At 59.9% G+C, this 25276-nt stretch carries 25 protein-coding genes; 19 read left to right on the top strand and 6 right to left on the bottom strand.

Annotated elements, in window-relative coordinates:
- Nucleotides 1-17: 17 nt before the first annotated feature.
- The 6 genes from atpG to glmS all read left to right on the top strand — a co-directional run bounded on the left by atpG (nucleotide 18) and on the right by glmS (nucleotide 7039).
- The gene (gene atpG / locus LOY37_RS27305; protein ID WP_045199412.1) at nucleotides 18-878 is read left to right on the top strand and encodes a F0F1 ATP synthase subunit gamma; all 861 of its coding nucleotides are present in this window, start codon (nucleotides 18-20) and stop codon (nucleotides 876-878) included.
- A 27-nt stretch (nucleotides 879-905) separates the two neighbouring features.
- Nucleotides 906-2282 (top strand): F0F1 ATP synthase subunit beta, encoded by a 1377-nt coding sequence (atpD, locus tag LOY37_RS27300; protein ID WP_045199413.1) that lies wholly within the window; start codon nucleotides 906-908, stop codon nucleotides 2280-2282.
- A 44-nt stretch (nucleotides 2283-2326) separates the two neighbouring features.
- The gene (locus tag LOY37_RS27295; RefSeq protein WP_045199415.1) at nucleotides 2327-2746 is read left to right on the top strand and encodes a F0F1 ATP synthase subunit epsilon; all 420 of its coding nucleotides are present in this window, start codon (nucleotides 2327-2329) and stop codon (nucleotides 2744-2746) included.
- A 123-nt stretch (nucleotides 2747-2869) separates the two neighbouring features.
- Entirely contained in the window at nucleotides 2870-4237 is a 1368-nt protein-coding gene (glmU, locus tag LOY37_RS27290; protein WP_258716084.1) for a bifunctional UDP-N-acetylglucosamine diphosphorylase/glucosamine-1-phosphate N-acetyltransferase GlmU, read from the top strand.
- Nucleotides 4238-4424: 187 nt separating this feature from the next.
- On the top strand, nucleotides 4425-5204 hold the full coding sequence (locus LOY37_RS27285) for a DeoR/GlpR family DNA-binding transcription regulator (RefSeq protein WP_045199419.1): 780 nt from the start codon (nucleotides 4425-4427) through the stop codon (nucleotides 5202-5204).
- Nucleotides 5204-7039, top strand: coding sequence for a glutamine--fructose-6-phosphate transaminase (isomerizing) (gene glmS / locus LOY37_RS27280; protein WP_093377784.1), 1836 nt, complete (start codon nucleotides 5204-5206; stop codon nucleotides 7037-7039). Before LOY37_RS27285 ends, glmS begins: the two co-directional genes overlap by 1 nt.
- Before the next feature lie 159 nt (nucleotides 7040-7198).
- Here glmS and LOY37_RS27275 read toward each other — a convergent pair whose 3' ends face one another.
- A complete protein-coding gene (locus tag LOY37_RS27275; protein WP_258716083.1) occupies nucleotides 7199-8002 on the bottom strand; it encodes a helix-turn-helix domain-containing protein in 804 nt (267 codons plus the stop codon).
- A 109-nt stretch (nucleotides 8003-8111) separates the two neighbouring features.
- Here LOY37_RS27275 and LOY37_RS27270 point away from each other — a divergent pair, with 109 nt between their 5' ends.
- From LOY37_RS27270 to hcnC, 7 genes are all read left to right on the top strand, one after another.
- Nucleotides 8112-8300, top strand: coding sequence for a DUF1656 domain-containing protein (locus tag LOY37_RS27270; protein ID WP_123567012.1), 189 nt, complete (start codon nucleotides 8112-8114; stop codon nucleotides 8298-8300).
- A gap of 10 nt (nucleotides 8301-8310) precedes the next feature.
- Complete coding sequence (locus LOY37_RS27265; RefSeq protein ID WP_195885349.1) at nucleotides 8311-9222, top strand: HlyD family secretion protein; 912 nt, start codon at nucleotides 8311-8313, stop codon at nucleotides 9220-9222.
- Nucleotides 9222-11231, top strand: a complete 2010-nt coding sequence (locus LOY37_RS27260) for an FUSC family protein (protein ID WP_258716082.1) — start codon at nucleotides 9222-9224, stop codon at nucleotides 11229-11231. The genes LOY37_RS27265 and LOY37_RS27260 overlap by 1 nt, the downstream gene beginning before the upstream one ends.
- Nucleotides 11228-11416: a hypothetical protein gene (locus LOY37_RS27255; protein ID WP_258716081.1), complete on the top strand. Its 189-nt coding sequence runs from the start codon at nucleotides 11228-11230 to the stop codon at nucleotides 11414-11416. The genes LOY37_RS27260 and LOY37_RS27255 overlap by 4 nt, the downstream gene beginning before the upstream one ends.
- Before the next feature lie 299 nt (nucleotides 11417-11715).
- A complete protein-coding gene (gene hcnA, locus LOY37_RS27250) occupies nucleotides 11716-12030 on the top strand; it encodes a cyanide-forming glycine dehydrogenase subunit HcnA (RefSeq protein ID WP_093377810.1) in 315 nt (104 codons plus the stop codon).
- On the top strand, nucleotides 12027-13421 hold the full coding sequence (hcnB, locus tag LOY37_RS27245; RefSeq protein ID WP_213602843.1) for a cyanide-forming glycine dehydrogenase subunit HcnB: 1395 nt from the start codon (nucleotides 12027-12029) through the stop codon (nucleotides 13419-13421). The genes hcnA and hcnB overlap by 4 nt, the downstream gene beginning before the upstream one ends.
- 3 nt (nucleotides 13422-13424) lie before the next feature.
- Nucleotides 13425-14681 (top strand): cyanide-forming glycine dehydrogenase subunit HcnC, encoded by a 1257-nt coding sequence (hcnC, locus tag LOY37_RS27240; protein ID WP_093377819.1) that lies wholly within the window; start codon nucleotides 13425-13427, stop codon nucleotides 14679-14681.
- 62 nt (nucleotides 14682-14743) lie between these two features.
- On the opposite strand, the gene lpdA is transcribed toward hcnC, so the two are convergent.
- Nucleotides 14744-16144, bottom strand: a complete 1401-nt coding sequence (gene lpdA, locus LOY37_RS27235) for a dihydrolipoyl dehydrogenase (RefSeq protein WP_213602845.1) — start codon at nucleotides 16142-16144, stop codon at nucleotides 14744-14746.
- 209 nt (nucleotides 16145-16353) lie between these two features.
- Between lpdA and cfaB the strand changes: the two genes are divergently transcribed.
- Nucleotides 16354-17538: a C17 cyclopropane fatty acid synthase CfaB gene (gene cfaB, locus LOY37_RS27230; protein WP_093377830.1), complete on the top strand. Its 1185-nt coding sequence runs from the start codon at nucleotides 16354-16356 to the stop codon at nucleotides 17536-17538.
- Nucleotides 17539-17544: 6 nt separating this feature from the next.
- Here cfaB and cls read toward each other — a convergent pair whose 3' ends face one another.
- A complete protein-coding gene (gene cls, locus LOY37_RS27225) occupies nucleotides 17545-18984 on the bottom strand; it encodes a cardiolipin synthase (RefSeq protein WP_213602847.1) in 1440 nt (479 codons plus the stop codon).
- A gap of 127 nt (nucleotides 18985-19111) precedes the next feature.
- Between cls and LOY37_RS27220 the strand changes: the two genes are divergently transcribed.
- Nucleotides 19112-19639: a DUF3617 domain-containing protein gene (locus LOY37_RS27220; RefSeq protein ID WP_195885343.1), complete on the top strand. Its 528-nt coding sequence runs from the start codon at nucleotides 19112-19114 to the stop codon at nucleotides 19637-19639.
- A gap of 6 nt (nucleotides 19640-19645) precedes the next feature.
- Here the strand turns inward: LOY37_RS27220 and folE2 are convergent, their stop codons facing one another.
- Nucleotides 19646-20533 (bottom strand): GTP cyclohydrolase FolE2, encoded by an 888-nt coding sequence (gene folE2 / locus LOY37_RS27215; RefSeq protein WP_258716080.1) that lies wholly within the window; start codon nucleotides 20531-20533, stop codon nucleotides 19646-19648.
- A gap of 23 nt (nucleotides 20534-20556) precedes the next feature.
- A complete protein-coding gene (locus LOY37_RS27210) occupies nucleotides 20557-20943 on the bottom strand; it encodes a hypothetical protein (protein ID WP_045199449.1) in 387 nt (128 codons plus the stop codon).
- A gap of 120 nt (nucleotides 20944-21063) precedes the next feature.
- Between LOY37_RS27210 and zigA the strand changes: the two genes are divergently transcribed.
- The 3 genes from zigA to LOY37_RS27195 are packed head-to-tail and all read left to right on the top strand — an operon-like array spanning nucleotide 21064 to nucleotide 23894.
- Nucleotides 21064-22272 (top strand): zinc metallochaperone GTPase ZigA, encoded by a 1209-nt coding sequence (zigA, locus tag LOY37_RS27205; protein WP_258716079.1) that lies wholly within the window; start codon nucleotides 21064-21066, stop codon nucleotides 22270-22272.
- Nucleotides 22272-22880, top strand: a complete 609-nt coding sequence (locus tag LOY37_RS27200; protein WP_258716078.1) for a DUF1826 domain-containing protein — start codon at nucleotides 22272-22274, stop codon at nucleotides 22878-22880. The genes zigA and LOY37_RS27200 overlap by 1 nt, the downstream gene beginning before the upstream one ends.
- A gap of 42 nt (nucleotides 22881-22922) precedes the next feature.
- Nucleotides 22923-23894: a GTP-binding protein gene (locus tag LOY37_RS27195; RefSeq protein ID WP_258716077.1), complete on the top strand. Its 972-nt coding sequence runs from the start codon at nucleotides 22923-22925 to the stop codon at nucleotides 23892-23894.
- Here the strand turns inward: LOY37_RS27195 and LOY37_RS27190 are convergent.
- Entirely contained in the window at nucleotides 23891-24283 is a 393-nt protein-coding gene (locus tag LOY37_RS27190; protein ID WP_010222780.1) for a DUF3301 domain-containing protein, read from the bottom strand. The genes LOY37_RS27195 and LOY37_RS27190 overlap by 4 nt on opposite strands.
- Nucleotides 24284-24402: 119 nt before the next feature.
- On the opposite strand from LOY37_RS27190, the gene pdxY reads away from it, so the two are divergent.
- Entirely contained in the window at nucleotides 24403-25275 is an 873-nt protein-coding gene (gene pdxY, locus LOY37_RS27185) for a pyridoxal kinase PdxY (RefSeq protein WP_195885338.1), read from the top strand.
- Nucleotide 25276 lies beyond the last annotated feature (1 nt).

Below are 25276 nucleotides of genomic sequence, written 5' to 3'. Positions count from 1 at the left end.
AACCTGATAGGTGTTACATGGCAGGCGCAAAAGAGATTCGCAGTAAGATTGCGAGCATCAAAAGCACGCAAAAAATTACCAGCGCCATGGAAAAAGTGGCGGTCAGTAAAATGCGCAAGGCACAAATGCGCATGGCTGCTAGCCGTCCTTACGCGGAGCGTATCCGCCAGGTTATCGGTCATCTGGCCAACGCCAACCCGGAATACCGCCACCCCTTCATGATCGAACGCGAAGTAAAGCGCGTCGGTTATGTCGTCGTGAGCAGTGACCGTGGTCTGTGCGGTGGCTTGAACACCAACCTGTTCAAGGCCCTGGTCAAGGACATGGCGGTCAACCGCGAGCAAGGTATCGAGATCGATCTTTGCGTGGTTGGCAGCAAGGGTGCGGCGTTTTTCCGCAGCTTCGGCGGTAACGTCGTTGCAGCGATCAGCCACCTGGGCGAAGAGCCGTCGATCAATGATCTGATCGGCAGCGTCAAGGTCATGCTGGACGCTTACCTGGATGGTCGTATCGATCGTCTGTCCGTGGTATCGAACAAGTTCGTCAATACCATGACGCAAACCCCAACGGTCGAGCAGTTGATTCCGTTGGTTGCAACCCCGGATCAAGAACTCAAGCACCACTGGGACTACCTCTACGAACCTGACGCCAAAGAGCTGCTGGACGGCCTGATGGTGCGTTACGTGGAGTCGCAGGTCTACCAGGCGGTGGTCGAGAACAACGCAGCTGAACAAGCTGCCCGGATGATCGCGATGAAGAACGCCACCGACAACGCCGGTGACCTGATCAGCGAATTGCAGCTGATCTACAACAAGGCGCGTCAGGCTGCGATCACCCAAGAGATCTCGGAAATCGTCGGCGGCGCTGCCGCGGTTTAACGGTTCAAATATTCAGAGGATCCAGCTATGAGTAGCGGACGTATCGTTCAAATCATCGGCGCCGTCATCGACGTGGAATTCCCACGTGACGCCGTGCCGAGTGTTTACAACGCGCTGAAAGTAGTAGGCGCGGAAACCACCCTGGAAGTTCAGCAGCAGCTGGGCGACGGCGTGGTTCGTACCATTGCGATGGGCTCGACCGAAGGCTTGAAGCGCGGTCTGGACGTTACAGACACCGGCGCAGCCATCTCCGTACCAGTCGGTAAAGCGACCCTGGGCCGGATCATGGACGTACTGGGTAACCCGATCGACGAAGCTGGCCCGATTGGTGAAGAAGAGCGCTGGGGTATCCACCGCGACGCTCCTTCGTTCGCTGACCAGGCAGGCGGCAACGACCTGCTGGAAACCGGCATCAAGGTTATCGACCTGGTTTGCCCGTTCGCCAAGGGTGGTAAAGTCGGTCTGTTCGGTGGTGCCGGTGTAGGCAAAACCGTAAACATGATGGAACTGATCCGTAACATCGCCATCGAGCACAGCGGTTATTCCGTGTTCGCCGGTGTGGGTGAGCGTACTCGTGAGGGTAACGACTTCTACCACGAGATGAAGGACTCCAACGTTCTCGACAAGGTAGCGCTGGTCTACGGTCAGATGAACGAGCCACCAGGAAACCGTCTGCGCGTAGCGCTGACCGGCCTGACCATGGCTGAGAAGTTCCGTGACGAAGGTAACGACGTTCTGCTGTTCGTCGACAACATCTATCGTTACACCCTGGCCGGTACCGAAGTATCCGCACTGCTGGGCCGTATGCCTTCGGCAGTAGGTTACCAGCCGACCCTGGCTGAAGAGATGGGCGTTCTGCAAGAGCGTATCACTTCGACCAAGGAAGGTTCGATCACCTCGATCCAGGCCGTATACGTACCTGCGGACGACCTGACCGACCCGTCGCCAGCGACCACCTTCGCCCACTTGGACGCTACCGTCGTACTGTCCCGTGACATCGCCTCCCTGGGTATCTACCCAGCGGTCGATCCACTGGACTCGACTTCGCGCCAGCTGGACCCGAACGTGATCGGCAACGAGCACTACGACACCGCTCGTGGCGTTCAGTATGTTCTGCAGCGCTACAAAGAGCTGAAGGACATCATCGCCATCCTCGGTATGGACGAACTGTCCGAAGCCGACAAGCAGCTGGTATCGCGCGCTCGTAAGATCCAGCGCTTCCTGTCCCAGCCGTTCTTCGTGGCCGAAGTCTTCACCGGTTCTCCAGGCAAATACGTTTCCCTGAAAGACACCATTGCAGGCTTCAGCGGCATCCTCAAAGGTGACTACGACCACCTGCCAGAACAAGCGTTCTACATGGTCGGCAGCATCGAAGAAGCCGTCGAGAAAGCCAAGAAACTGTAATCCCGGCGCCCCGCAAGGGGCGCTAATCAGGTTGAGGCAAGCAGATGGCTATGACAGTCCATTGCGATATCGTCAGCGCGGAAGGAGAAATTTTCTCCGGTCTGGTCGAGATGGTGATTGCGCACGGCAACCTGGGTGATCTTGGTATCGCTCCAGGCCACGCCCCGCTGATCACTAATCTGAAGCCAGGTCCGATCACGCTGACCAAGCAGGGTGGCGCCCAAGAGGTGTTCTACATCTCTGGTGGTTTCCTCGAGGTTCAGCCGAACATGGTCAAGGTGCTTGCCGATACCGTGCAACGTGCCAGCGACCTGGATGAAGCTCAGGCTCAGGAAGCCCTCAAGGCTGCCGAGAACGCCCTGAACGAAAAAGGCGCGGAGTTCGACTACGGCGCCGCTGCCGCACGTCTGGCCGAGGCCGCAGCCCAGCTGCGTACCGTCCAGCAAATTCGCAAAATGAAGTAACCGGCACTCGCTGATCACTTTCTGTTGCGATTGAGTTAAAGGGTAGCCTCGGCTACCCTTTTTCTTTTTCCGAATTTCTTCTTCTGGTCACAGCGCTGACCTTCCAGGATTGGTAGCCAGTCAATGTCTCTCGATATCGTAATTCTCGCCGCCGGCCAAGGTACCCGCATGCGCTCGGCGCTGCCCAAGGTACTGCATCCGGTCGCCGGCGACTCCATGCTCGGTCATGTTATCCACAGCGCCCGCCAGTTGCAGCCGCAGGGCATTCATGTGGTGATCGGGCACGGTGCGGAGCTGGTACGTGAGCGTCTGGCCGCCGATGACCTTAATTTCGTCCTCCAGGACAAGCAACTGGGTACCGGCCACGCCGTCGCCCAGGCCCTCCCGGCGCTGAGTGCCGAAACCGTACTGATCCTTTACGGCGATGTGCCGCTGATCGAAGTCGATACCCTCAAGCGCCTGCTTGCCAAGGTCACCCCACGGCAGCTCGGCCTGCTGACCGTGACCCTGGATGATCCGACCGGTTATGGCCGTATTGTCCGTGATGCGCAGGGCCAGGTGGCAGCGATCGTCGAGCACAAAGATGCCAGCGACGCACAGAAAGCCATCAAGGAAGGCAACACCGGTATTCTCGCCGTCCCGGGCGCGCGCCTGGCTGACTGGCTGGGCCGTCTGTCGAACAACAACGCCCAGGGCGAGTACTACCTCACTGACGTCATCGCCATGGCTGTAGCCGATGGCCTGGTGGTCGCGACCGAGCAGCCGCTGGACCCGATGGAAGTGCAGGGCGCCAATGACCGTCATCAGCTTGCCGAGCTGGAGCGTCACTACCAGTTGCGCGCAGGCCGCCGTCTGATGGCCCAGGGTGTGACCCTGCGTGACCCGGCGCGCTTCGATGTGCGCGGTGAGGTGACCGTTGGTCGCGATGTGCTGATCGACATCAACGTGATCCTCGAAGGTCGCGTGGTGATCGAAGACGACGTGGTCATCGGCCCGAACTGCGTGATCAAGAACAGCACCCTGCGCAAAGGCGTGGTGGTCAAAGCCAACAGCCATCTGGAAGGCGCGATCATGGGCGAGGGCAGCGACGCCGGCCCATTTGCCCGCCTGCGCCCTGGCAGCGTGCTCGACGCTCGCGCCCATGTGGGTAACTTTGTTGAACTGAAGAACGCCCACCTCGGTGAAGGCGCCAAGGCCGGTCACCTGACTTATCTGGGCGATGCCGAGGTCGGCGCACGCACCAACATCGGTGCCGGTACCATCACCTGCAACTACGATGGCGCCAACAAGTTCAAGACAGTACTTGGCGCAGACGTGTTCATCGGTTCGAACAACTCATTGGTCGCGCCTGTGGATATCCTCGACGGCGCTACCACTGCCGCCGGTTCGACGATCACTCAGAATGTCGAGGCGGCGCAGCTGGCAGTCGGTCGTGCGCGTCAGCGCAACATCGATGGCTGGAAGCGGCCGGAGAAGCTCAAAAAGAGCTGAGTTACTCACAGCTAACAGAAAGGGCCGACTGCATTGTGCATAAGTCGGCCTTTTTCGTTCTGTGGATAAAATTTTGCTGCTATGCAAGTTATTCACAGGAAGATTTTTTCTCCGCTGTTCTTGACGCATCAGCCACTATAGGTTTTGATTGGCATCATTATCTTTCGAATCGAAACTTAAGCGCGCCATGTCGAAACGTAACACCCCCCAACGACGTCATAACATCCTGGCTTTGCTCAATGAGCAGGGCGAGGTGAGCGTCGACGCCCTGGCCAAGCGTTTCGAAACCTCCGAAGTGACCATTCGCAAGGACCTCGCAGCCCTCGAAGCCAATGGCCTGCTGTTGCGCCGCTACGGTGGGGCAGTGACCTTGCCGCAGGAACTGTTTACCGAACAGGGCCAGCCGGTTTCGCTTTATAAACAAGCGATCGCCAAGGCTGCCGTAGGCCGTATCCGCGAACATGCCCGCATCATCATCGACAGCGGCAGCACCACCGCCGCGATGATCCCGCAGCTGGGTCATCAACCGGGCCTGGTGGTCATGACCAACTCGTTGAATGTGGCCCGCGCCCTTAGCGAGCTGGAGCATGAGCCGGTACTGTTGATGACCGGCGGTACCTGGGACCCGCATTCCGAATCGTTCCAAGGCCAGGTGGCCGAGCAGGTACTACGCTCATACGACTTCGACCAACTGTTCATTGGCGCCGACGGCATTGACCTGGCGCGCGGCACCACCACGTTCAACGAACTGCTGGGCCTGAGCCGGGTGATGGCTGAAGTCGCCCGGGAAGTGATCGTCATGGTCGAGTCCGACAAGGTCGGGCGCAAGATTCCCAACCTTGAGCTGCCCTGGAGCAGCGTCAACACCCTGATTACCGATGAGCGCCTGCCCCATGAGGCACGCGTACAGATTGAAGCCCGCGGCATCAACGTGATTTGCGCCGCTATCACCCAGGAGCATGAATAATGTGTGGAATCGTTGGTGCCGTCGCCGAACGTAACATCACAACCATTCTGATCGAAGGTCTCAAGCGCCTCGAGTACCGCGGCTATGACAGCGCAGGTCTGGCCGTCTTCACCCAGCAGGGCAACCTTGAGCGCCGTCGCCGTATCGGCAAGGTCAGCGAGCTGGAAGCCGCCGTTGCCGCCGAACCGCTGGCTGGCAACCTGGGTATCGCCCACACCCGTTGGGCGACTCACGGCGCGCCAACCGAACACAATGCCCACCCGCATTTCTCTGGTCATGAACTGGCAGTGGTGCACAACGGCATCATCGAGAACCACGAAGAACTGCGTGAACAGCTCAAGGGCCTGGGTTACGTTTTCAGCTCCGAGACCGACACCGAGGTGATCGTTCACTTGCTGGCGCACACCCTCAAAACCTTGCCGGACCTGGCCGATGCCCTCAAGGCTACAGTCAAGCAACTGCATGGCGCCTACGGCCTGGCCGTGATCAGTGCCAAGCAGCCTGACCGTTTGCTGGCCGCTCGCAGCGGCAGCCCGCTGGTAATCGGCCTGGGCCACGGTGAGAACTTCCTGGCTTCCGACCAGTTGGCCCTGCGCCAGGTTACCGACCGCTTCATGTACCTGGAAGAGGGCGACATCGCCGAAATTCGCCGCGACCAGGTCACCATCTGGGACGTCGCCGGCACTGCAGTGCAGCGCGAGACCGTGCAGTACCACGAAGGTGCCGAAGCTGCCGACAAGGGCGCCTACCGTCACTTCATGCTCAAGGAAATCCACGAGCAACCAACCGTGGTGCAACGCACCCTGGAAGGCCGCCTGGGCAAGGACCACGTCATGGTCCAGGCCTTCGGCCCGCAAGCTGCCGAGCTGTTCGCCAAGGTGCGCAATGTACAGATCGTTGCCTGCGGCACCAGCTACCACGCCGGCATGGTTGCCCGTTACTGGCTGGAAAGCCTGGCCGGTATCCCTTGCCAGGTCGAAGTCGCCAGCGAGTTCCGCTACCGCAAGGTGGTGGTGCAGCCGGACACCCTGTTCGTCTCGATCTCGCAGTCGGGTGAAACCGCCGACACCCTCGCGGCCCTGCGCAACGCCAAGGAGCTGGGCTTCCTCGGCAGCCTGGCGATCTGCAACGTCGGCATCAGCTCGCTGGTGCGCGAGTCGGACCTGACCCTGCTGACCCAGGCCGGCCCGGAAATCGGCGTGGCCTCGACCAAGGCCTTCACCACCCAGCTGGTCTCGCTGATGCTGCTGACCCTGTCCCTGGGCCAGGTGCGCGGTACCTTGGCCGCCGGTGTCGAGGCCGAGCTGGTGGAAGAACTGCGTCGCCTGCCAACTCGCCTGGGTGAAGCCCTGGCCATGGATGCGATCGTCGAGAAGACCGCCGAACTGTTCGCCGACAAGCACCACACTCTGTTCCTGGGCCGCGGCGCGCAATTCCCGGTAGCCATGGAAGGTGCGCTCAAACTCAAAGAGATCTCCTACATCCACGCCGAAGCCTACCCGGCCGGCGAGCTCAAGCATGGCCCGCTGGCGCTGGTCGACAGCGACATGCCAGTAGTGACCGTGGCGCCGAATAACGAGCTGCTGGAAAAGCTCAAGTCCAACCTGCAGGAAGTCCGTGCCCGTGGCGGCGAGCTGATCGTCTTCGCCGACGAACAGGCAGGCATGAGCAATGGCGAAGGCACCCACGTGATCGCCGTGCCGCACATCATCGACGCCCTGGCGCCGATCCTCTACACCATTCCGCTGCAGTTGCTGTCTTACTACGTCGCTGTGCTCAAGGGCACCGACGTTGACCAGCCGCGTAACCTGGCGAAATCGGTAACTGTCGAGTAACCGTTGCTGCGGTGATGTCCGGATGGTTCTAGAGAATTAAAACTGTCGCGGATGAAGGGAGCCGCCGCTGGCTCCCTTCTTCGACGTGCCCTTCCTATCTCCTGTTGCGCTTGCCGCAACCCTGGTTCGACTCTTGCCGGCCATGTTTTAGCCCGTGTGCTATTTCAGTTTTCGACTCACGATCGCTTCACGAACATAGCGAGCTGGTGATTTTCCAAGCGTTTTGCGAAACATGCTGATGAACGAACTGACTGATTCATAACCCAACGCTTCGGCGGTGCTCTGCACCGATGCGCCCTCGACCAAGTGCTGCAAAGCAACGATTATCTGCCATTGTTTACGCCAATGTCCGAAGCTAAGGCCCGTCTCGTTTTTGATCAACCGTGCAAGGGTCCGCTCACTCATGGCAACCCTGTCTGCCCATTCGGCCACTGTCACACGACTGGCAGGGGCCTCAGCCAAGGCGCTAGCAATCTGCCGCACTTGCGGGCTCTTCGGTAGCGGTAGATAAAACCGCTCAGCAGGTGCCTGTTCCAGAAGCTCAAGTAGCACCCCAGCAAGCCGCGCAATCTGGCCATCGGCAGGATAATCGTTAGGGCCACCTGCCAGATATAAAACCAACTCCAGGATGAGTGGGCTCAATGCCAGAGTGCAGCAATGCTCCGGAAGCTGAGCGATGCCTGGCTCTATGAACAGCAAGCAGATCTTGCCGTTGGCCGTTACGCGGTTGCTATGAACCGTTCCACTTGGAACCCATACGCCAAAGCCTGGCGGCACCATCCATAAGCCATCTTCGATGGTGCAGACGTTTCCCCCTTTCAAGGCCACGATCAGTTGACCCTTGCGGTGGTAGTGGACAGGTACCTCAGTGTCGTTTTGTTGAGACTCGATCAGCAAGGCCACAGCCGGCTGCACAAGTGAATCAGGATCATGAAGATCCAGAGGGAAAGCGGTCGTAGCCATCCAGTGCCACCACTGTCTGAATTTGATTATTTATTGTCTTAATAGTCCATATCGGATTCAAGCTGCATTTTCTACGATGCGCTGACTTGGCCAGCAACAGGTGCGATCCATGCTCAGCGAGTTCTCCTTTGCCAACGTGTACTTCCCGCCACTGTTCATCTACCTGCTGGTAGCAACGGTGCTCTATCTCATTTTGGAAAGGATGACGCGACGTTGGTTGGACCTGATGTGGCATCCCAACCTGCTCCGATTCTTCCTGTCGGTGTCCTTGCTTTCTCTGCTGGTCATCAAATTCTGAAGAGGCGTCGATGAATCACGTAGTGAGATTGTTCAAGTTCCTGGCCACCCTGGTTGTTGGTGCCTTTTCACTCTATTTCGGCCTGTCACTTTGGAATGCTTATGTACTGGCACCATGGACCCGGGATGGCCGCATTAGTGCTCAGGTTATCCGGATCGCTCCCGAGGTATCGGGCAGCATCGAGCGGGTTTGGGTCGGTGATAACCAGTGGGTGCAGAAGGGCGAACTGATGTACAGCATCGATGCTCGAAGCTATGCCCTGGCAGTCGATCAAAAAGCCGCCGAACTGGCCGAGGTCAAGGAGGTGTTCCAGCAGCGCAACGAAGAGCTACGCCGCCGGAAGCTGCTGGTAGGTGTAGTGCCCAAGGAAGAGATCGATAACGCTGTACGCACCCGTGCAATCGCCAACGCTCGGCTGAACATTGCACAGGCCCAGTTGGCACAGGCTCAACTGGAACTACAACGCACCAAGATCTTTGCACCCGTAGATGGCTATGTCACCCAACTGCGTCTGCAACCCGGTGATTATGCCGTTGCAGGTGGCACCAACATGTTCGTTGTCGACAGCAAGAGTTTCTGGGTCACCGGCTATTTCGAGGAAACCAAACTCACAAATATTCCTCTTGGGGCCCATGCCAAGGTCAAGCTCATGGGGTTCTCGCCGCTGCTATCCGGTCATGTGTCGAGCATAGGACGGGGAGTCTCCGATACCAATGAAGTGCGGGCGCAGAACGGTTTACCTCAGGTAAGCCCGACGTTCAGCTGGATTCGACTGGCCCAGAGATTGCCGGTGCGCATTGAAATTGACCACATCCCGGAGGGCGTGGAGCTTGCAGCAGGCATGACCGCAAGTATTGAGGTGGACCAGGCTGGTGCACCAAACCATCGGCGTCTGACTCATTGGCTCCAGGAGTTTCTGTAATGGGCGCCGTAGCTATAGGTAAACGGTTTGGCGCATTGCCCTTGCCCTTTACTTCTTCTACAAGCCTGTATGTCTTGCGCAGTTGCATGGCAGCAGCGCTGGCATTGTGCGTAGGTCTCTACCTGCATCTGGACTCGCCATTCTCCGCGGCCTCTACCGTGCTCCTGCTGGTCAATCCCGTTCAGGGAGCTGTGGTTGGCAAAGGTCTGCATCGTATCGCCGGCACGCTGGTAGGTGCCGTTGCCGCATTCGTTCTGGTGGCGTGTTTCGCCCAGCAAATGATCCTCATGATAGTGGGCGTTGGGATATGGCTTGGGCTATGTGTAGCCGCTATGTCGGTAGTTCGGCATTACTACGCAACTACCGCCGTCGTGGCCGGCTACACCGTTTGCCTGGCGTTAGGGCCAGCCATTACCGAACCTCAGATCAGCTTTGAACACATCGTCTCCCGTGCCACTGCGGTGGTGGTCGGGGCTATTAGTCTGACTCTGGTTACCGTCCTTTTCAGTCGCAAGACAGTCGAGGCTCGCATACGCGACACCGTGGTCAGCTTGTGCGTCAAGGCTGCAGCGTTGATTGCAGAGAAATACGCACAACCTGCAGATGAGCAGGCGCATCGCAAACGCCTTGTCCTCGCGGCAGAGATCAACAAGGTGGACGATCTCCTTGGCCTGGGTCGAGGTGAATCCTGGGTCATCAGTGACAATTTGAAAGCTATCAGGTCTGGCTCGGCTTACCTGCAATCTGCACTGCTGGAACATGAGTTGCCTGCCGACTTGTCAGTACTGGAATCAACAAATGCAGTTTCGGCAACGGGCCTTCAGCTTGCTTCGGTAAGCAGGGCATTAAGCGAACACTCTTTGAGCCTGGCAGAGGCCAAGGTCCGGGTTCGAACCATTCGCGACGAGCTAGCAAGCAAAACAGCTTCGGCTGCCCAAGCGAGTCATCCAGAGCAACGTACCCTCCTTGCGTTCAGGCGCTTGGACGAGCAGTTGGAAGAGTTCGCTTTGGCCCTGGAAGGCTTTTCTTCCCTAGAGCAAGAAACTGCTCATGTTCATCGCCCATTTCGCTTTCATCGCCATTACGCCGACGGCCTGCGTAACGGGATCAGAGCCCTTCTGGCAACTTTGCTGGCAGCCGCTGTCTGGTACATAAGTGGTTGGGACCAAGGCCCGACCCTGCTGGCAGTTCTGGGGCCCTACTGCACACTGATCGCTGCAATGCCCACCCCCGAAAAAGGCACCGAAAGCTTTCTACGGGGGACGCTGTATGCGATTCCCGCAGCGCTCGCTTGCAAGTTCCTCATCCTGCCGCAGATCAATGGTCTGCCACTGCTGCTGGTCAGCCTGAGCCTTTTCTGGTCGTTCGGCATTCACGCCACTACCTTGCCTTCCCGCGCTTTTCAAGGGGTAGCTTTTCTGATCGCCTTCAACACACTGGTATCTACCACTCTCGTACCCGCCTATGACTTCAATGACTTCGCGAATCAGTCTGTTTCATGGATCATCGCTTTGGGTATTTGTCTGCTTGCGTACCAGCTGCTGCCAAAACGAAATGACAGGAATTTCAATGGGCTAGTTGACGCCCTTCATCGCGAGACCCTGGTATTGCTTCGACAGGGTGCCACCGGTAGTGATCACTCATGGCAGGTGCGCCAGCAGCACCGGCTCGCCTCGTTGGCTGCACTGGCACCAGCAACAGTCGATAGCCAGCATCAACACGAGTACCTGGGCAGGTTGTCGCTGCAACTAGCGCGTGAACTGAGGCGGGTGCATGCCGACCTGAAGCATCTTGACCCTCAAGACCCGATCGCGCAGCTCATCGGCGCCGGTTTGAGCCGCCTCGCTCGCTCCCCACAAAGCTACCCCCGGATGATCCTTCAATCACACCGAACCGCAAATTCATTGCGTCGGCTTGGCGCGATGCATTTCGCTGCGATCTTCGATGATCTGGCCTGGTTGTTGGGGCAGTACAGACACGTTCAAAGTAAAAAAGTGAGGTCCTCATGAAACTGCTTAGCTCAATCCTGCTTGCTCTCTTGCTCCTCAGCCCGCTTAGCCAGGCATCAGATGGTGCAGAGGCATTGGAGCGATGGCACCAAAAATTCAAAGAGGAGCGTGGTCAGGACAAAGGTCAGACCGAAAAGAAGCCAATTGCGCCAACGACTTCGAACACCAGTAAAAAAACAGACTGACCTGCGCCACTTCCGGTATTCCAGAACGATCACGTGAATACTCTGCTACAGAAGTTAATCGCGGTTCGAACAGAGATAACGAGCTCCTCCCTTGTGCATTCAAATCGGGCCACCGATTTGAATGCACTTTTTTCTAGAATCGCCCGTTGAGAAACATCGCCCGGATGAGCACGGGCCATCTGCTCTGTTTTGTCGGTTTGTCCGGCAAGCAGACCCATTAGCTGGCCTGGATCAATAGTCCTGACGCGCGCTTGGCTTAGTGTGCGCAGTCCATGTTTCTTTTTCACGGACGAAAAGCTATGCAGACTCTGGAGCGAAAGCTAGATATCCAGCCCCTGTCGCGGGCGGACATGACCATCGAACTCAACGGCCAGGCGGTGGCGGTCGCTGCCGGTGAAACCGTGCTCAGCGTGCTTAACGCCGTGGGCCTGCGCCAGGTGGCGCTTAACGATCACCAACAATTGACCGGCGCTTTCTGCGGCATGGGCGTGTGCCATTGCTGCCTGGTGTCGATCAACGGCCGGCCCAAGCGCCGCGCCTGCCAAACCGAGGTACAGCCGGGCATGCGGGTCGAAACCGGGACCAACCGTTTTGCCGGGCAGGAGGCACCATGAGCTTGCGTCCAGTTATTGTCGGTGGTGGTTCGGCAGGTATGGCAGCGGCGATCGAGCTGGCCAGGCACGGTGTCTCGAGCCTGTTGTTTGATGAAGCCTCACGCCCGGGTGGCGTGGTGTTTCGCGGACCGCTGCGCAGCGGCGTCGACCTGGGCTACCTGGGTGCCCGCTACAGCAAGGCACTGAAAAAACTGCACAAGGACTTCGCCGCCTGCGCCGATCGCATCGACCTGCGCCTGAACAGCCGTGTGGTCGGTGGGGACGAGCAGCGCCTGATGGTACTCGATGGCGAAGAAACCCTGCACGAAATCGATTTTTCCCATCTGTTGCTGTCGGCCGGTTGCCACGAGCGCAACGTCCCGTTTGCCGGCTGGACCTTGCCGGGTGTTATGTTGCTCGGCGGGCTTCAGTTGCAGATCAAAAGCGGTGTGGTCAAACCCCTGGGCAGTACCGTGATCGCTGGCACCGGACCGTTGTTGCCGTTGGTGGCCTGCCAGTTGCACGCGGCCGGGGCGAAGGTTGCCGGCGTCTATGAAGCCTGCCCGTTCAGCAAGATTGCCCGTGAAAGTCTGGCGCTGATGAACAAGCCGCAGCTGTTCCTCGATGGCCTGAGCATGCTTGGCTACATGAAGCTCAACGGCATCCCCATGTACTACGGCTGGGGGATTGTCGAAGCCAAGGGTGAGGGTGAGCTGGCTGAAGTGACTGTGGCGCCCTACGGTGACGATTGGCAGCCGGACCTTTCCCGCGCTCAGCGCGAGCCGGCGCAAACCCTGGCGGTGGGCTACGGCTTTATCCCGCGCACCCAGCTCAGCCAGCAACTGGGCCTGGACCATGGCTTCAACGAAGACGGCTACCTGCGCCCGGAAAGCAACGTCTGGCAGCAAAGCAGCCAGCCGCACATCCACCTGGCCGGTGACATGGGCGGCATCCGTGGTGGTGAGGCGGCAATGCTCACCGGGCGCATCGCGGCTGTTTCGATCCTGCTGCAGCAGGAGGTACTCAACGCAGAAGAGGCGATCGAACTGCGCGAGAAATACCTCGGCCAGCTGGCAGCGATCAAACGCTTTCGCGCCGGGGTAGAGCGCTACACCCACCGCGGCACCAAGCAGATCGAGCTGCCGCAGGCGGACACGGTGATCTGTCGTTGCGAGCATGTCACCCGCAGCGACATCGATCGCGCCCTGGAGCAGGGCGTCGAAGACATGGCCGGGTTGAAGATGCGCACCCGGGTGAGCATGGGCGACTGCCAGGGGCGCATGTGCGTCGGCTATTGCAGCGATCGCCTGCGCGAAGCAACCGGACGCGCCGATGTCGGCTGGCTGCGGCCGCGTTTCCCGATCGACCCGATTCCATTCTCTGCATTCCAGCAACTCGGCACGGAAGCCTGAAGCATGAACAGAACCTATGATGTGGTCATCGCCGGTGGCGGTGTGATCGGTGCGTCCTGCGCCTACCAGCTGTCCAAACGCAAGAACCTGAAGATCGCCCTGATCGATGCCAAGCGCCCGGGCAATGCCACCCGCGCGTCTGCCGGCGGCCTGTGGGCCATTGGTGAGTCCGTGGGCCTGGGCTGCGGAGTAATCTTCTTTCGCATGATGTCGGCCAAGCACAAGCGTGAAGCCCATGGCGCGGCAGTGGCGGTGGATTCGAGCACGCCGCACATCCTGCCGCAGTCGTTCTTCGACTTTGCCTTGCAGTCCAACGCACTTTATCCACAGCTGCACCGCGAGCTGATCGAGCGCCACGGCATGGACTTCAAGTTCGAGCGCACGGGCCTCAAGTACGTGATCTACGACGATGAAGACCGCCTCTACGCCGAGCACATCGTTGCGCAGATCCCGCACCTGGCCGACCAGGTGCGCTGGCTCGACCGCGATGCCCTGCGCCAGGCCGAACCTGCGGTGAGCCATGAGGCCCATGGTGCCCTGGAGTTTCTCTGCGATCACCAGGTCAGCCCGTTCCGCCTGGCCGATTCCTATATGGAGGCGGCGCGCCAGAACGGTGTCGACCTGTTCCACAACACCAACATTACGGGTGTGCTGCATCAGGGTTCGCGGGTCAGCGGCGTGCAAACCGCCGAAGAGGGCACCTTTCACTGCGATACCCTGATCAACGCCGCCGGCGCCTGGGCCGCAGACTTGAGCGAGTGGGCCACGGGCCTGCGGATTCCGGTCAAGCCGGTCAAAGGCCAGATCATCCTCACCGAGCGCATGCCCAAGCTGCTGCAAGGCTGCCTGACCACCAGCGATTGCTACATGGCGCAGAAGGACAACGGTGAGATCCTGATCGGCAGCACCACCGAAGACAAAGGCTTCGACGTCAGCAACACCTTCCCGGAGATCAACGGCCTGGTTCAGGGCGCGGTGCGCTGCGTGCCGGAGCTGGCGCAGATCAACCTCAAGCGCACCTGGGCCGGCTTGCGCCCGGGCTCGCCGGACGAGCTGCCGATCCTGGGGCCGGTCAGCGAAGTCAGTGGCTACGTGAATGCCTGTGGACACTTTCGCACCGGCATCCTTACCTCGGCCATCACTGGCGTGCTGATCGACAAGGTCGTGAACCAGGAAACCCTGCCGCTGGATATCACCCCGTTCCTGGCCTCGCGTTTTGACCTGCTGGCTGTGGAAAACCAACAGGCTGCCCTGGCCTGATTGTGGATAAGCCGGCCTTCAGCCTTGAAGGCCGGCTTCATCCGTTCGACCGGCCTGACTGATCAGACCTGCATCGCCTTGCCGTCGACGTTCATTGCCGCCTGGCGCAGGGCTTCGGAGCGCGTCGGGTGCGGGTGGCAGGTGAGGGCGATGTCTTCAGCCGAGGCGCTGAACTCCATGGCCACGCAATACTCACCGATCATCTCACTGACGCTTGGGCCAACCAGGTGCACGCCCAATACTTCATCGGTACGGGCATCTGCGAGGACCTTGGCGAAGCCTTCGGTCTCGTGGTTGATCTTGGCCCGGCTGTTGGCGCTGAAGGGGAACTTGCCGACCTTGTACTCGCGGCCTTCGGCCTTGAGCTGCTCTTCGGTCTTGCCGACGCTGGCCAGTTCCGGACGGGTGTAGATGACCGCCGGAATCAGGTTGTAGTTGACCTCGTGGGCCTTGCCGGCAATCTGTTCGATGCAGGAGATAGCCTCGTCCTCGGCCTTGTGCGCGAGCATCGCTCCGGAGGTGACATCGCCAATTACCCACACGCCCGGGACGCTGGTGCGGTGGTGCCGGTTGGCGAGCATGCCGCGCTTGTCGGTTTCCAGGCCGACGCTTTCCAGGCCAAGGCCCTGGGTATAGGGGCGCCGGCCGATGGCAACCAGTACGTAGTCGGCCTCGAGGGTTTCGGCGCTGCCGCCTGCGGCAGGCTCCAGGCTCAGGTTCACCCCTTGCGCTGAAGCGCTGGCCTGGGTGACCTTGCTGCCGAGCTTGAACTTCATGCCTTGCTTGGCCAGGGCGCGTTGCAGGGTTTTTGCCGCTTCTTCATCAGTACCGGGGCAGATGCGATCGAGGTACTCGACCACGGTCACCTGGCTGCCCAGCCGGCGCCACACCGAACCCAGCTCCAGGCCGATGACCCCGGCGCCGATTACCACCAGGTGCTTGGGCACTTCACTCAGGGCCAGGGCGCCGGTGGAGTCGATGATGCGCTGGTTGTCGATGGTCACGCCAGGCAGCGGCGTCGGTTCGGAGCCAGTGGCAATGACGATGTCCTTGGCCTCCAGCTCAGTTACCGCGCCCTGGTCGTCGGTCACCTTGACCCGACCAACTCCATCGAGCTTGCCCCAGCCCTTGATCCAGTCGACCTTGTTCTTGCGGAACAGGAACTCGATACCCTTGGTCAGGCCGCTGACGCTCTCATCCTTCTGCTTCATCATCTGCGCAAGGTTGAGGGTCGGTTTGACCTCGATGCCGAGGTTGGCGAACTCGCTGCCAACCGCCGCCTCATACAACTCGGAGGCATGTAGCAGGGCTTTGGACGGCATGCAACCGACGTTCAGGCAGGTGCCGCCGAGGGTCGAGCGACCTTCCACGCACGCCACGCTCAAGCCCAGTTGACCGGCACGAATAGCCGCGTTGTACCCACCAGGCCCGCCGCCAATGATTACTACATCATAGGTTTTCATTGTTGTACTCCAGGATGAAGAATCGACGATGGCGCCAAGACTAATCTGCAAATCGCTCGATTGTATACAATAAATCGTAGGTTCCAGCCCCCGGCGCAAGGTCTGCAACGGGCTAGATAGGCTCAGACTATGGTCGGCATAAGCTGAAAGTTCCGGCAGATGAACTACCCTTTTGGGCAGACGTCCGATGAAAAAAGGAGGCTCATTTCATGCTTGCGCAACTTCCACCTGTTCTGCAAAGCCTGCGACTGCCACTGCGACTCAAACTTTGGGATGGCAATGCGTTCGATCTGGGGCCCAAGCCGCAGGTGACCATCCTGGTCAAGGACCCGCAGCTGATTACTCAGTTGACCCATCCAAGCCTGGATGAGTTGGGGGCAGCGTTCGTCGAAGGCAAGCTGGAACTGGAGGGCTCCATCAGTGAGGTGATCCGCGTCTGTGACGAACTTAGCGTGGCTTTGCTCAAGGATGAAGAAGACGATCAGCCGGTGCGCACCGAGCATGACAAGGCTACCGATGCGGCAGCAATTTCCTACCACTACGACCTGTCCAACGCGTTCTACCAGCTGTGGCTGGACAGCGACATGGCCTACTCCTGCGCCTATTTCAAATCGCCCACCAACACCCTGGAGCAAGCCCAGCAGAACAAGTTCGAGCACTTGTGCCGCAAGCTGCGCTTGAAGAAGGGCGACTACCTGCTGGATGTCGGTTGTGGTTGGGGCGGGCTGGCGCGCTATGCGGCCAGGGAGTTCGGTGCCAAGGTGTTCGGCATCACTCTGAGCAAAGAGCAGCTCAAACTCGGCCGTGAGCGGGTCAAGGCCGATGGCCTGGAAGGGCAGGTTGAGCTGCAGATACTCGATTATCGCGACCTGCCCCAGGACGGTCGCTTCGACAAGGTGGTGAGTGTCGGCATGTTTGAACACGTGGGTCATGCCAACCTGGCGCTGTATTGCCAGCGCTTGTTTGGCGCCGTGCGCGAAGGTGGCCTGGTGATGAACCATGGCATCACCGCCAGGCACACCGACGGGCGACCGGTCGGGCGCGGCGCGGGCAGCTTCATCGAGCGCTACGTGTTCCCCCATGGCGAGCTGCCGCACCTGTCGATGATCAGTGCACGCATCAGTGAAGCGGGGCTGGAGATTGTCGACGTCGAAAGCCTGCGCCTGCATTACGCGCGCACCCTCGAGCACTGGAGCAACCGCCTCGAAGCACAGCTGGACAAGGCTGGCGCGCTGGTGCCAGAGAAAGCCCTGCGCATCTGGCGCCTGTACCTGGCTGGTTGCTCCTATGCCTTTGCCAGGGGCTGGATCAATTTGCACCAGATCCTTGCGGTCAAACCCTTTGCCGATGGCAGCCACGATTTGCCGCTGACCCGCGAAGACTTCTACCGTTAAAGCACCTTACAGAATCGGCGAAATCAGCCGCGCGATACGCATCCCCAGCTGCTGCAGGCGATGTGTATCGCGGCTGTCTTCGGCGGTGATTTCCCGGGATTGGTCGAAGTCATGGCTGAGCATCGCTTCGACCTGATCGGCAAATGCGCGGTCTACGGTCAGCAACATGATCTCGAAGTTGAGGCGAAACGATCGGTTGTCGAGGTTGGCGCTGCCGATGGCGCTGATCTCGTTGTCGATCAGCACCACCTTCTGATGCAGGAATCCAGGTTCGAAACGAAACATCCGCACCCCGGCGCGCACCGCCTCAAAGGCGAACAGGCTGGAGGCGGCGTAGACGATACGGTGGTCTGCACGCGAAGGAATCAGGATGCGCACATCTACCCCGCGCAACACTGCAAGGCGCAGGGCTGCGAACACCGCTTCGTCAGGGATGAAGTAGGGGCTGGTGATCCACAGGCGTTCGCGCGCCGAGTGGATGGCTTCGACGAAGAATAGCGAGCAAGTTTCTTGCGGATCGGCCGGCCCGCTGGCCAATACCTGGCAGAGCACGCCATCTTCCGGGTAGGTGTCCGGCAGGATCAAGGGCGGCAGTTGGCGCGACGCCCAGAACCAGTCCTCGGCGAACGATTCCTGCAGGCAGGCCAGCACTGGCCCGCTGACCTGGACGTGAGTATCACGCCAAGGGGAGAGCTTGGGATTGCCACCCAGGTACTCATCGCCAACGTTGTGGCCACCCAGAAAACCCTGCAGGCCATCGACCACGACGATTTTGCGGTGGTTGCGAAAGTTGACCTGGAAGCGGTTGAACCAGCCGCGGCGGGTGGCGAAAGCGCGGATATTGACGCCGCCTGCACGCAGCTTGTGGCTGTAGGCAGAGGGTAGGGCATGGCTGCCGACGCTGTCGTAGAGCACGTAGACCTTGACGCCTTCGGTGGCCTTTTTCAGCAGCAGGGCCTGTAGCTGCCGCCCCAGTTCATCGTCGTGAATAATGAAAAACTGCACCAGCACCGTGTCGCGTGCGCCGGCAATGGCGTGAAAGATGGCGTCGAAAGTAGCCTTGCCGTCGATCAGCAAACGCACCTGATTGTTGGCCAGGCACGGCATGCGTCCCAGCTTGGGCATCGCCCGCAGCGCGCCATAAGATTCTGAATTGCGGGCTGCCAAGGCCTCTTCGACCCAGGGTCGCCAGTTGAGATCGGCCATGGCCACATGCATTTCACGGTTGGCCTGGCGCCGGGCCTGGATGTAGGCGTCGAAGGTACGGCTGCCAAACACCAGGTAGGGAATAAGGGTGAAGTAGGGAATGAACAGCAGCGATAAGGCCCAGGCAATTGCCCCCTGGGCGGTGCGTACGGTGAACACCGCGTGCAAGGCGGCGATTGCCCCGAGCAAGTGAATCACGCCAATGAGGTAACCGAAGAAGTACGGGCTGTGGTAATCCATACGCATCCTGCTGTCCGAAGGCTCTACCCCTAACAGAGCATGTTCATGGCAGCACTTGCAACCGAAAGCACAAATTGACGTCTAAGCTGTGTTCCAGCTTGGGGCTGGAGTTTCGAGGAGTCACTACATGAAAAATCGTCTGCCGCTGCTGGCACTGATGTTCGGTCTGGCAAGCCCGTTGGTGCATGCGCAGATGTTGCAACCTGGCCTTTGGGAGCTGACCACCAGCAACATGCAGGTTGATGGCAAGCCGCTTCCAGACATGGGCTTCATGCTCGGTCAGTTGAAGAACCTGCCGCCGGAGCAACGGGCGATGATCGAAGGTGGCCTGGCCAAGCAAGGGATCAGCGTCGCCGGTCAAGGTGTGCGCTCTTGCCTGACGCCGGAGCAGGTAAAAACCAATGACATCCCGCTGCAGGATCCCAAGTCTGGCTGTACCCAGAAGATCACCGAGCGCACCGGCAATGTCTGGAAGTTCACCTTCAGCTGCCCGAAAGCCCAAGGCAATGGGGAAGCCACGTTCGTCAGCGATCGTGAGTTCACAACCCAGGTCAACGGTACCTTCAACGCGTCCGGTGTGCAGCAGCAGGGCAGTATGAACACCCGGGCAGTGTGGCTCGGTAATGACTGCGGTACGGTTAAACCGCGTAGCTGAAGCGCCTCACCATCGCCATTGGCTGTGAGCGACTGCGTCGTGGGCATGCAAGCTTTCGGCATGCTCCACACGCAGGTTGAAGCCGCTGAGCCACGGCAGGGTTTTCAGCGCCACATTCAAGCGCCGGGCGGCATCTTCACAGAACATTAAATTCTGCCCGTTGGCCAAGGCAAAGGCTTGTTCGTCGGCGCGCTTTACCGCAGTTTGAACAGCGGTGCCCAAGGCGCTCTCGGCCTGGTTGATCAGCGTTTCTATCGGCAGTTCGTTAACCCCTGGGCGCAGACGAACCTGCAGCTTTGCCGCACTGCGTTGGCTATGGGGCGTGGCCACAATACCCTCGGCACTACCCAGCCAACTCAAGATCGCTTCATGGCTCAAGCTGCGATTGCCAAAGTCGCTGATGAATTGCTGTTGAATCAGCTGCCGAGCCAAGGCGGCTGAGCAGGGGCAGGTGGAGGAATACGCCACATCGACAAATAGTTCCACGTGGAACACTCCGTCTTTAATCTGCGCATCCAGAGTAACCGGATAGGCTTTCCAACCTGCCAAGGGGCTGATTAGCGCAGGGCGTTTGAGCATCAGTTCGAATCGCAGGGTCAGGAACGCACTGGCGGAAAGGCCTATGTGGCTGTCGAGAAAACCCTGCAGAACTTCATTGATCAGCGCCGGACTCAAGGGTTGATGTTCCAGGGCTTCCAGCGCCAGGTACAAGCGTGACATGTGAATGCCCCGGGAGGCGCCATCATCAAGGCTGACGCCCGCGTCGGCTGTTGCTGGCAATATCTGCCCATCGATCTGCAGCGGCAGGGCAATGCCACACATGCCGACCCAATCCAATGGCAACTGGGAAGTGGTGGCTTGGGCAGCGATGTCAGGAAGGGTGAAAGCGCTCATCAGGGGTTCACTTTTCAAGAAGGCTATTGGCAGCCGCTCAGACGATTGCAGCGCAGATTGAAACGCTGCCCGCTGGAACTGGAGACCTTGTTCAAGGTGGTCCAGCCCACACGCTGGCTGTATCCGACCCAGGTTTCGCCATTGCTCGCCACGCCTGTGAAGAAAGTCAGCTGGCCATAGCGGCTATTGGTTTGTGCCCACAGCCGGCGGCCCTCCATTTCGAAGCCGCGCAGGTAGGTGGTGCTGCCCTGGGTTTGCACGCTGTAGTAATTGCCCTGGGCATCGCTGCAGGCAAGCAAGGTTGCACTGCGGGTACAAAGTGCCAGGCCGTTGCTGAGGGGCGCGCCGTTTGCAACGGCGGATTCGCACAGCAGCAATGCAGCGAAGGCAAAAAGGCAACGTGATTTCATCTTCCAGGTCGGCCTTTGGTCATGTTCTGAGCGAAGTGGGTTGGCGAGATTGTATTGTTATAATATAACATTGCGCAATGCATCGTTCGAATGCACTCGCCCCGATGAGGATAGCCCCCCATGCCCAACCGTCTTCCCGTCACTGTGCTTTCCGGCTTTCTGGGTGCCGGCAAAAGTACTCTGCTCAATCACGTGCTGAAAAACCGCGACAACCTGCGGGTCGCGGTGATCGTCAACGACATGAGCGAAATCAACATCGATGCCAGCGAGGTGCAGCGCAACGTCAGTCTCAACCGCGCCGAAGAAAAGCTGGTGGAGATGAGCAACGGCTGCATCTGCTGCACCCTGCGCGAAGACCTGCTTGAAGAGGTCGCACGCCTGGCCCGCGAGGGGCGTTTTGATTATCTGTTGATCGAGTCCACCGGCATCTCCGAGCCGTTGCCGGTCGCCGAAACCTTTACCTTTCGTGACGAGCAAGGCCGCAGCCTGGCCGATCAGGCGCGCCTGGACACCATGGTCACGGTGGTCGATGGCTTGAACTTCCTGCGTGATTATCAGGCGGCCGAGAGCCTGGCCAGCCGCGGCGAAACCCTTGGTGACGAAGACGAGCGCTCGATCAGTGACCTCTTGATTGAGCAGGTGGAGTTCGCTGACGTGATTCTGTTGAGCAAGATCGATCTGATCAGCAGCGCCGAGCGCGAAGAGCTCAGCGCGATCTTGCGCAGCCTTAACGCCCAGGCGCAGATCGTGCCGATGGTCATGGGTCAGGTAGCGCTGCAGCAGATCCTCAACACCGGTCTGTTCGACTTCGACCGCGCCGCCCAGGCGCCTGGCTGGCTGCAGGAACTGCGCGGCGAACACGTGCCGGAAACCGAGGAATACGGAATTGCCGCGACCACCTGGCAAGCGCGCCGGCCGCTGCATCCACAGCGCTTTTACGATTTTATCCACAGGCCCTGGGACAACGGCCGGTTGCTGCGCTCCAAGGGCTTCTTCTGGCTCGCCAGCAAGCACCAGGATGCCGGCAGTTGGTCGCAGGCCGGCGGCATGATGCGCCACGGTTTTGCCGGGCGCTGGTGGCGCTTCGTACCCCGTGAGCAGTGGCCGCAGGATGAGCAGAGCGGCGCGCAGATCTTCAAGAACTGGACTGCAGAGTGTGGTGATTGCCGCCAGGAGCTGGTATTCATCGGTCAGAATATCGACTTCGCTCGGCTCGATGCCGAGCTCTCGAGCTGCCTGCTCGACGATGCAGAAATGGCCGCAGGCGTGAACAGTTGGCGGCAACTGCCCGACCCGTTCGGCCCGTGGTTTGACGAGGACGCGGCGTGATGCGCCAGGCCTTCGGCGACACGCCTCAAGTGCTCACCGAGGCGTTGCAGGATGGCGTCAATCTCGCGGTATGGCAGCGCCGCTTGCCGGTGCAGATCGAAGACTATGCCCGCTTGCTGCTGTCGCTGAACCAGCCACTGGGTGAAAGCCGGGTCATCGAGCTGGATGAGCAACAACAGTTGCCGGACCTCAGTGGCTTGCTGGGCGGGTATGCGGACCTGGAAGGCCATGTGGCGTTTGTTACCGACGTTGCCTGGCTGGTGGCTGCCTACGCCTGCTTGCTCGACGCCCGACGAGTCGGCTTGCGCCTGCAGGCGCTGGGCAACGCCATGTGCCCGCGGTTTCATGTCGATCACGTCCCTCTGCGTTTGCTGAGCACCTACGCCGGGCCGGGTAGTGAATGGCTGGGAGAAGGTGCAATCGACCGTACGCAGCTGGCTCGGGAGCAACCGCATGCCGAGGCAATCCGCCAATTGGCCGAGGGTGAGGTGGCCTTGCTCAAGGGCGAGAAATGGCTTGGTAATCAGGGAGGCGGGCTGGTCCATCGTTCGCCGGCCTTGGCCAATGGTGAGCGGCGTTTGATCCTCAGCCTTGACTGGATGGCCTGATATAACGGCATAGTGACGAAAATTTCAGGCACTCTCCGTCCCATGCTGCAGAACATTCCTACCCACGTGATTGCCGGCCCGCTCGGCGCCGGCAAGACCAGCCTGATTCGCCAGTTGCTGGCGCAGCGGCCCGCCGATGAGCGCTGGGCGGTGCTGATCAACGAGTTCGGCCAGATCGGCCTGGACGCAGCGCTGCTGGCAACCGATGACGATGGGATTGCCCTGGGAGAGGTGGCCGGCGGTTGCTTGTGCTGCGTCAACGGCATGCCATTCCAGGTCGGCCTGGGTCGCCTGTTGCGCAAGGCCAAGCCGCATAGGCTGTTTATCGAACCATCCGGGTTGGGCCATCCGTTGCAGTTGTTGCAGCAACTGCGCTTACCGCCCTGGCAGGGGGTGCTGGCGGTACAACCGGCGGTACTGGTGCTCGATGCCGAGCAGCTGGCTGCGGGTGTTGCCTTGCCGCAAGCTCAGCACTCGACCCTGGCCAGCGCCGGGCTGCTGGTGCTGAACAAATCCGCTGGTCTGGACGAACAACAGCGCTTGTGGATAACTTCCCGGCTGGCGGATACTCGCCTGTACTGGACCGATTTCGGCCATCTGCCGTTGTCCGAAGTGCCGATGGCAAGTGCTCCGCCAAGCCATTCCCTGGCTGTGGATAAACTGGCATCAGCCAGTGTTTCTGCAGTCATAGGCAGCCTGTGGACAAATCCGCAGGAGCCAATTTGCAGCATCCAGGAGGCGGCGGAGGGCTGGAGCATTGGTTGGCGCTGGCACCCGGCTCAGGTGTTTGATCGTGCCCGCATCGAGCAATTTCTGCGGGAGTTGGACTGGCGCCGGGCCAAGGCAGTTATCCACAGCCTGGACGGCTGGCAAGCGCTCAATGCCCTGGGCGGACAGCCGTCCTTGCTGTGGAGCCGCAGCGAATGGCGGCGTGACTCGCGGCTGGAGCTGATTTTCGCCGAGCCGCAAGCTCCTGAAGCGCTAAAACAGGCCATGCTGGCCTGCCGCGTCTAGTTACGCCAGCGGTTATGGTCCTGACGCCACTGGTTCATCTCGACCACGTTATCGTGGTGTTGCGGCGTCTTGATCTCGAACGGGTAGGGCGCCAGTTCGATCTGCATGGTGTGCGCCCCGAACTGGGTGACGGTACCGGGGTGGCGCTGTTCGCCGGTCACGGTGAATTCGAAGTTGTACACCCGGGCCAGGCGTTTGCGGCCGTTGGCATCGCGAACAAAGCCGATGCGCTTGAGCGCGACATTGCCATCGAGCAGCTCCAGGTCGAGCTTGGCGCAGTGCTGCTTGACCCGCTCCAGAGCCTTTTCACGCAAGCCGTGGTTATGCCACAACCAAGCGCCTGCCGTGGCCAGCAGCATCAGCACGAAGAGATTTCCCAGGGTCAACATTTACATATGCTCCAACGAGGTATGCCCAGCTTAACTGCCTCCCCGGTCTGTCGTACAGGTGGCATTTAGCGCCATACTGCGCGCCTTGTTTTTCATTCCTACGCTTTCGGAAGACCTGCATGAAACGTACACCGCATCTGCTCGCCATCCAGTCCCACGTGGTTTTCGGCCATGCTGGCAACAGCGCCGCAGTGTTTCCCATGCAGCGGGTCGGGGTGAAGGTCTGGCCGCTCAATACCGTGCAGTTCTCCAACCATACTCAGTATGGCCAGTGGACCGGAGAAGTGCTTGCTCCAGCGCAAATACCTGCACTGGTAGAAGGGATTGCGACGATCGGTGAGCTGGGCAACTGCGATGCGGTGTTGTCCGGCTACCTGGGCAGTGCCGAGCAGGGGCGGGCGATCCTCAGCGGCGTGGCCCGGATCAAGGCGGCCAACCCGCGCGCCTTGTACCTCTGCGACCCGGTGATGGGCCATCCCGAGAAGGGCTGTATCGTTCCGGCCGAGGTCAGCGAGTTTCTGCTCGAAGAAGCGCTGGCCCGTGCTGATGTGCTGTGCCCGAACCAGCTGGAACTGGACAGCTTCTGCGGGCGCCGTGCCGAGTCGTTGCAAGACTGTGTCGACATGGCCCGCAGCCTGCTGGAGCGCGGCCCGAAAGCGGTGCTGGTCAAGCACCTGGCGTACCCAGGGCGTGGCGCGGAAGATTTCGAGATGCTGCTGGTGACCGGCGAAGGGAGCTGGCACATCCGCCGCCCGCTGCTGGCATTCGCCCGCCAGCCGGTAGGCGTTGGTGACCTGACATCAGGCTTGTTCCTGGCGCGCTTGCTGCTCGGCGATGACTGGCTAGCGGCGTTTGAATTCACCGCCGCCGCGGTGCACGAAGTGCTGCTGGAAACCCAGGCCTGTGCCAGCTACGAGCTGGAACTGGTGCGGGCGCAAGATCGCATCGTGCACCCGCGGCTGCGCTTTGCGGCGCAGCCTCTGGCCTTTTAAC

The sequence above is a fragment of the Pseudomonas sp. B21-012 genome (genome assembly GCF_024749305.1).
GTDB lineage: Bacteria > Pseudomonadota > Gammaproteobacteria > Pseudomonadales > Pseudomonadaceae > Aquipseudomonas.
The sequence above is the reverse complement of the archived record's forward strand: the minus strand, read 5'-3'. Positions and strand labels throughout refer to the sequence as shown.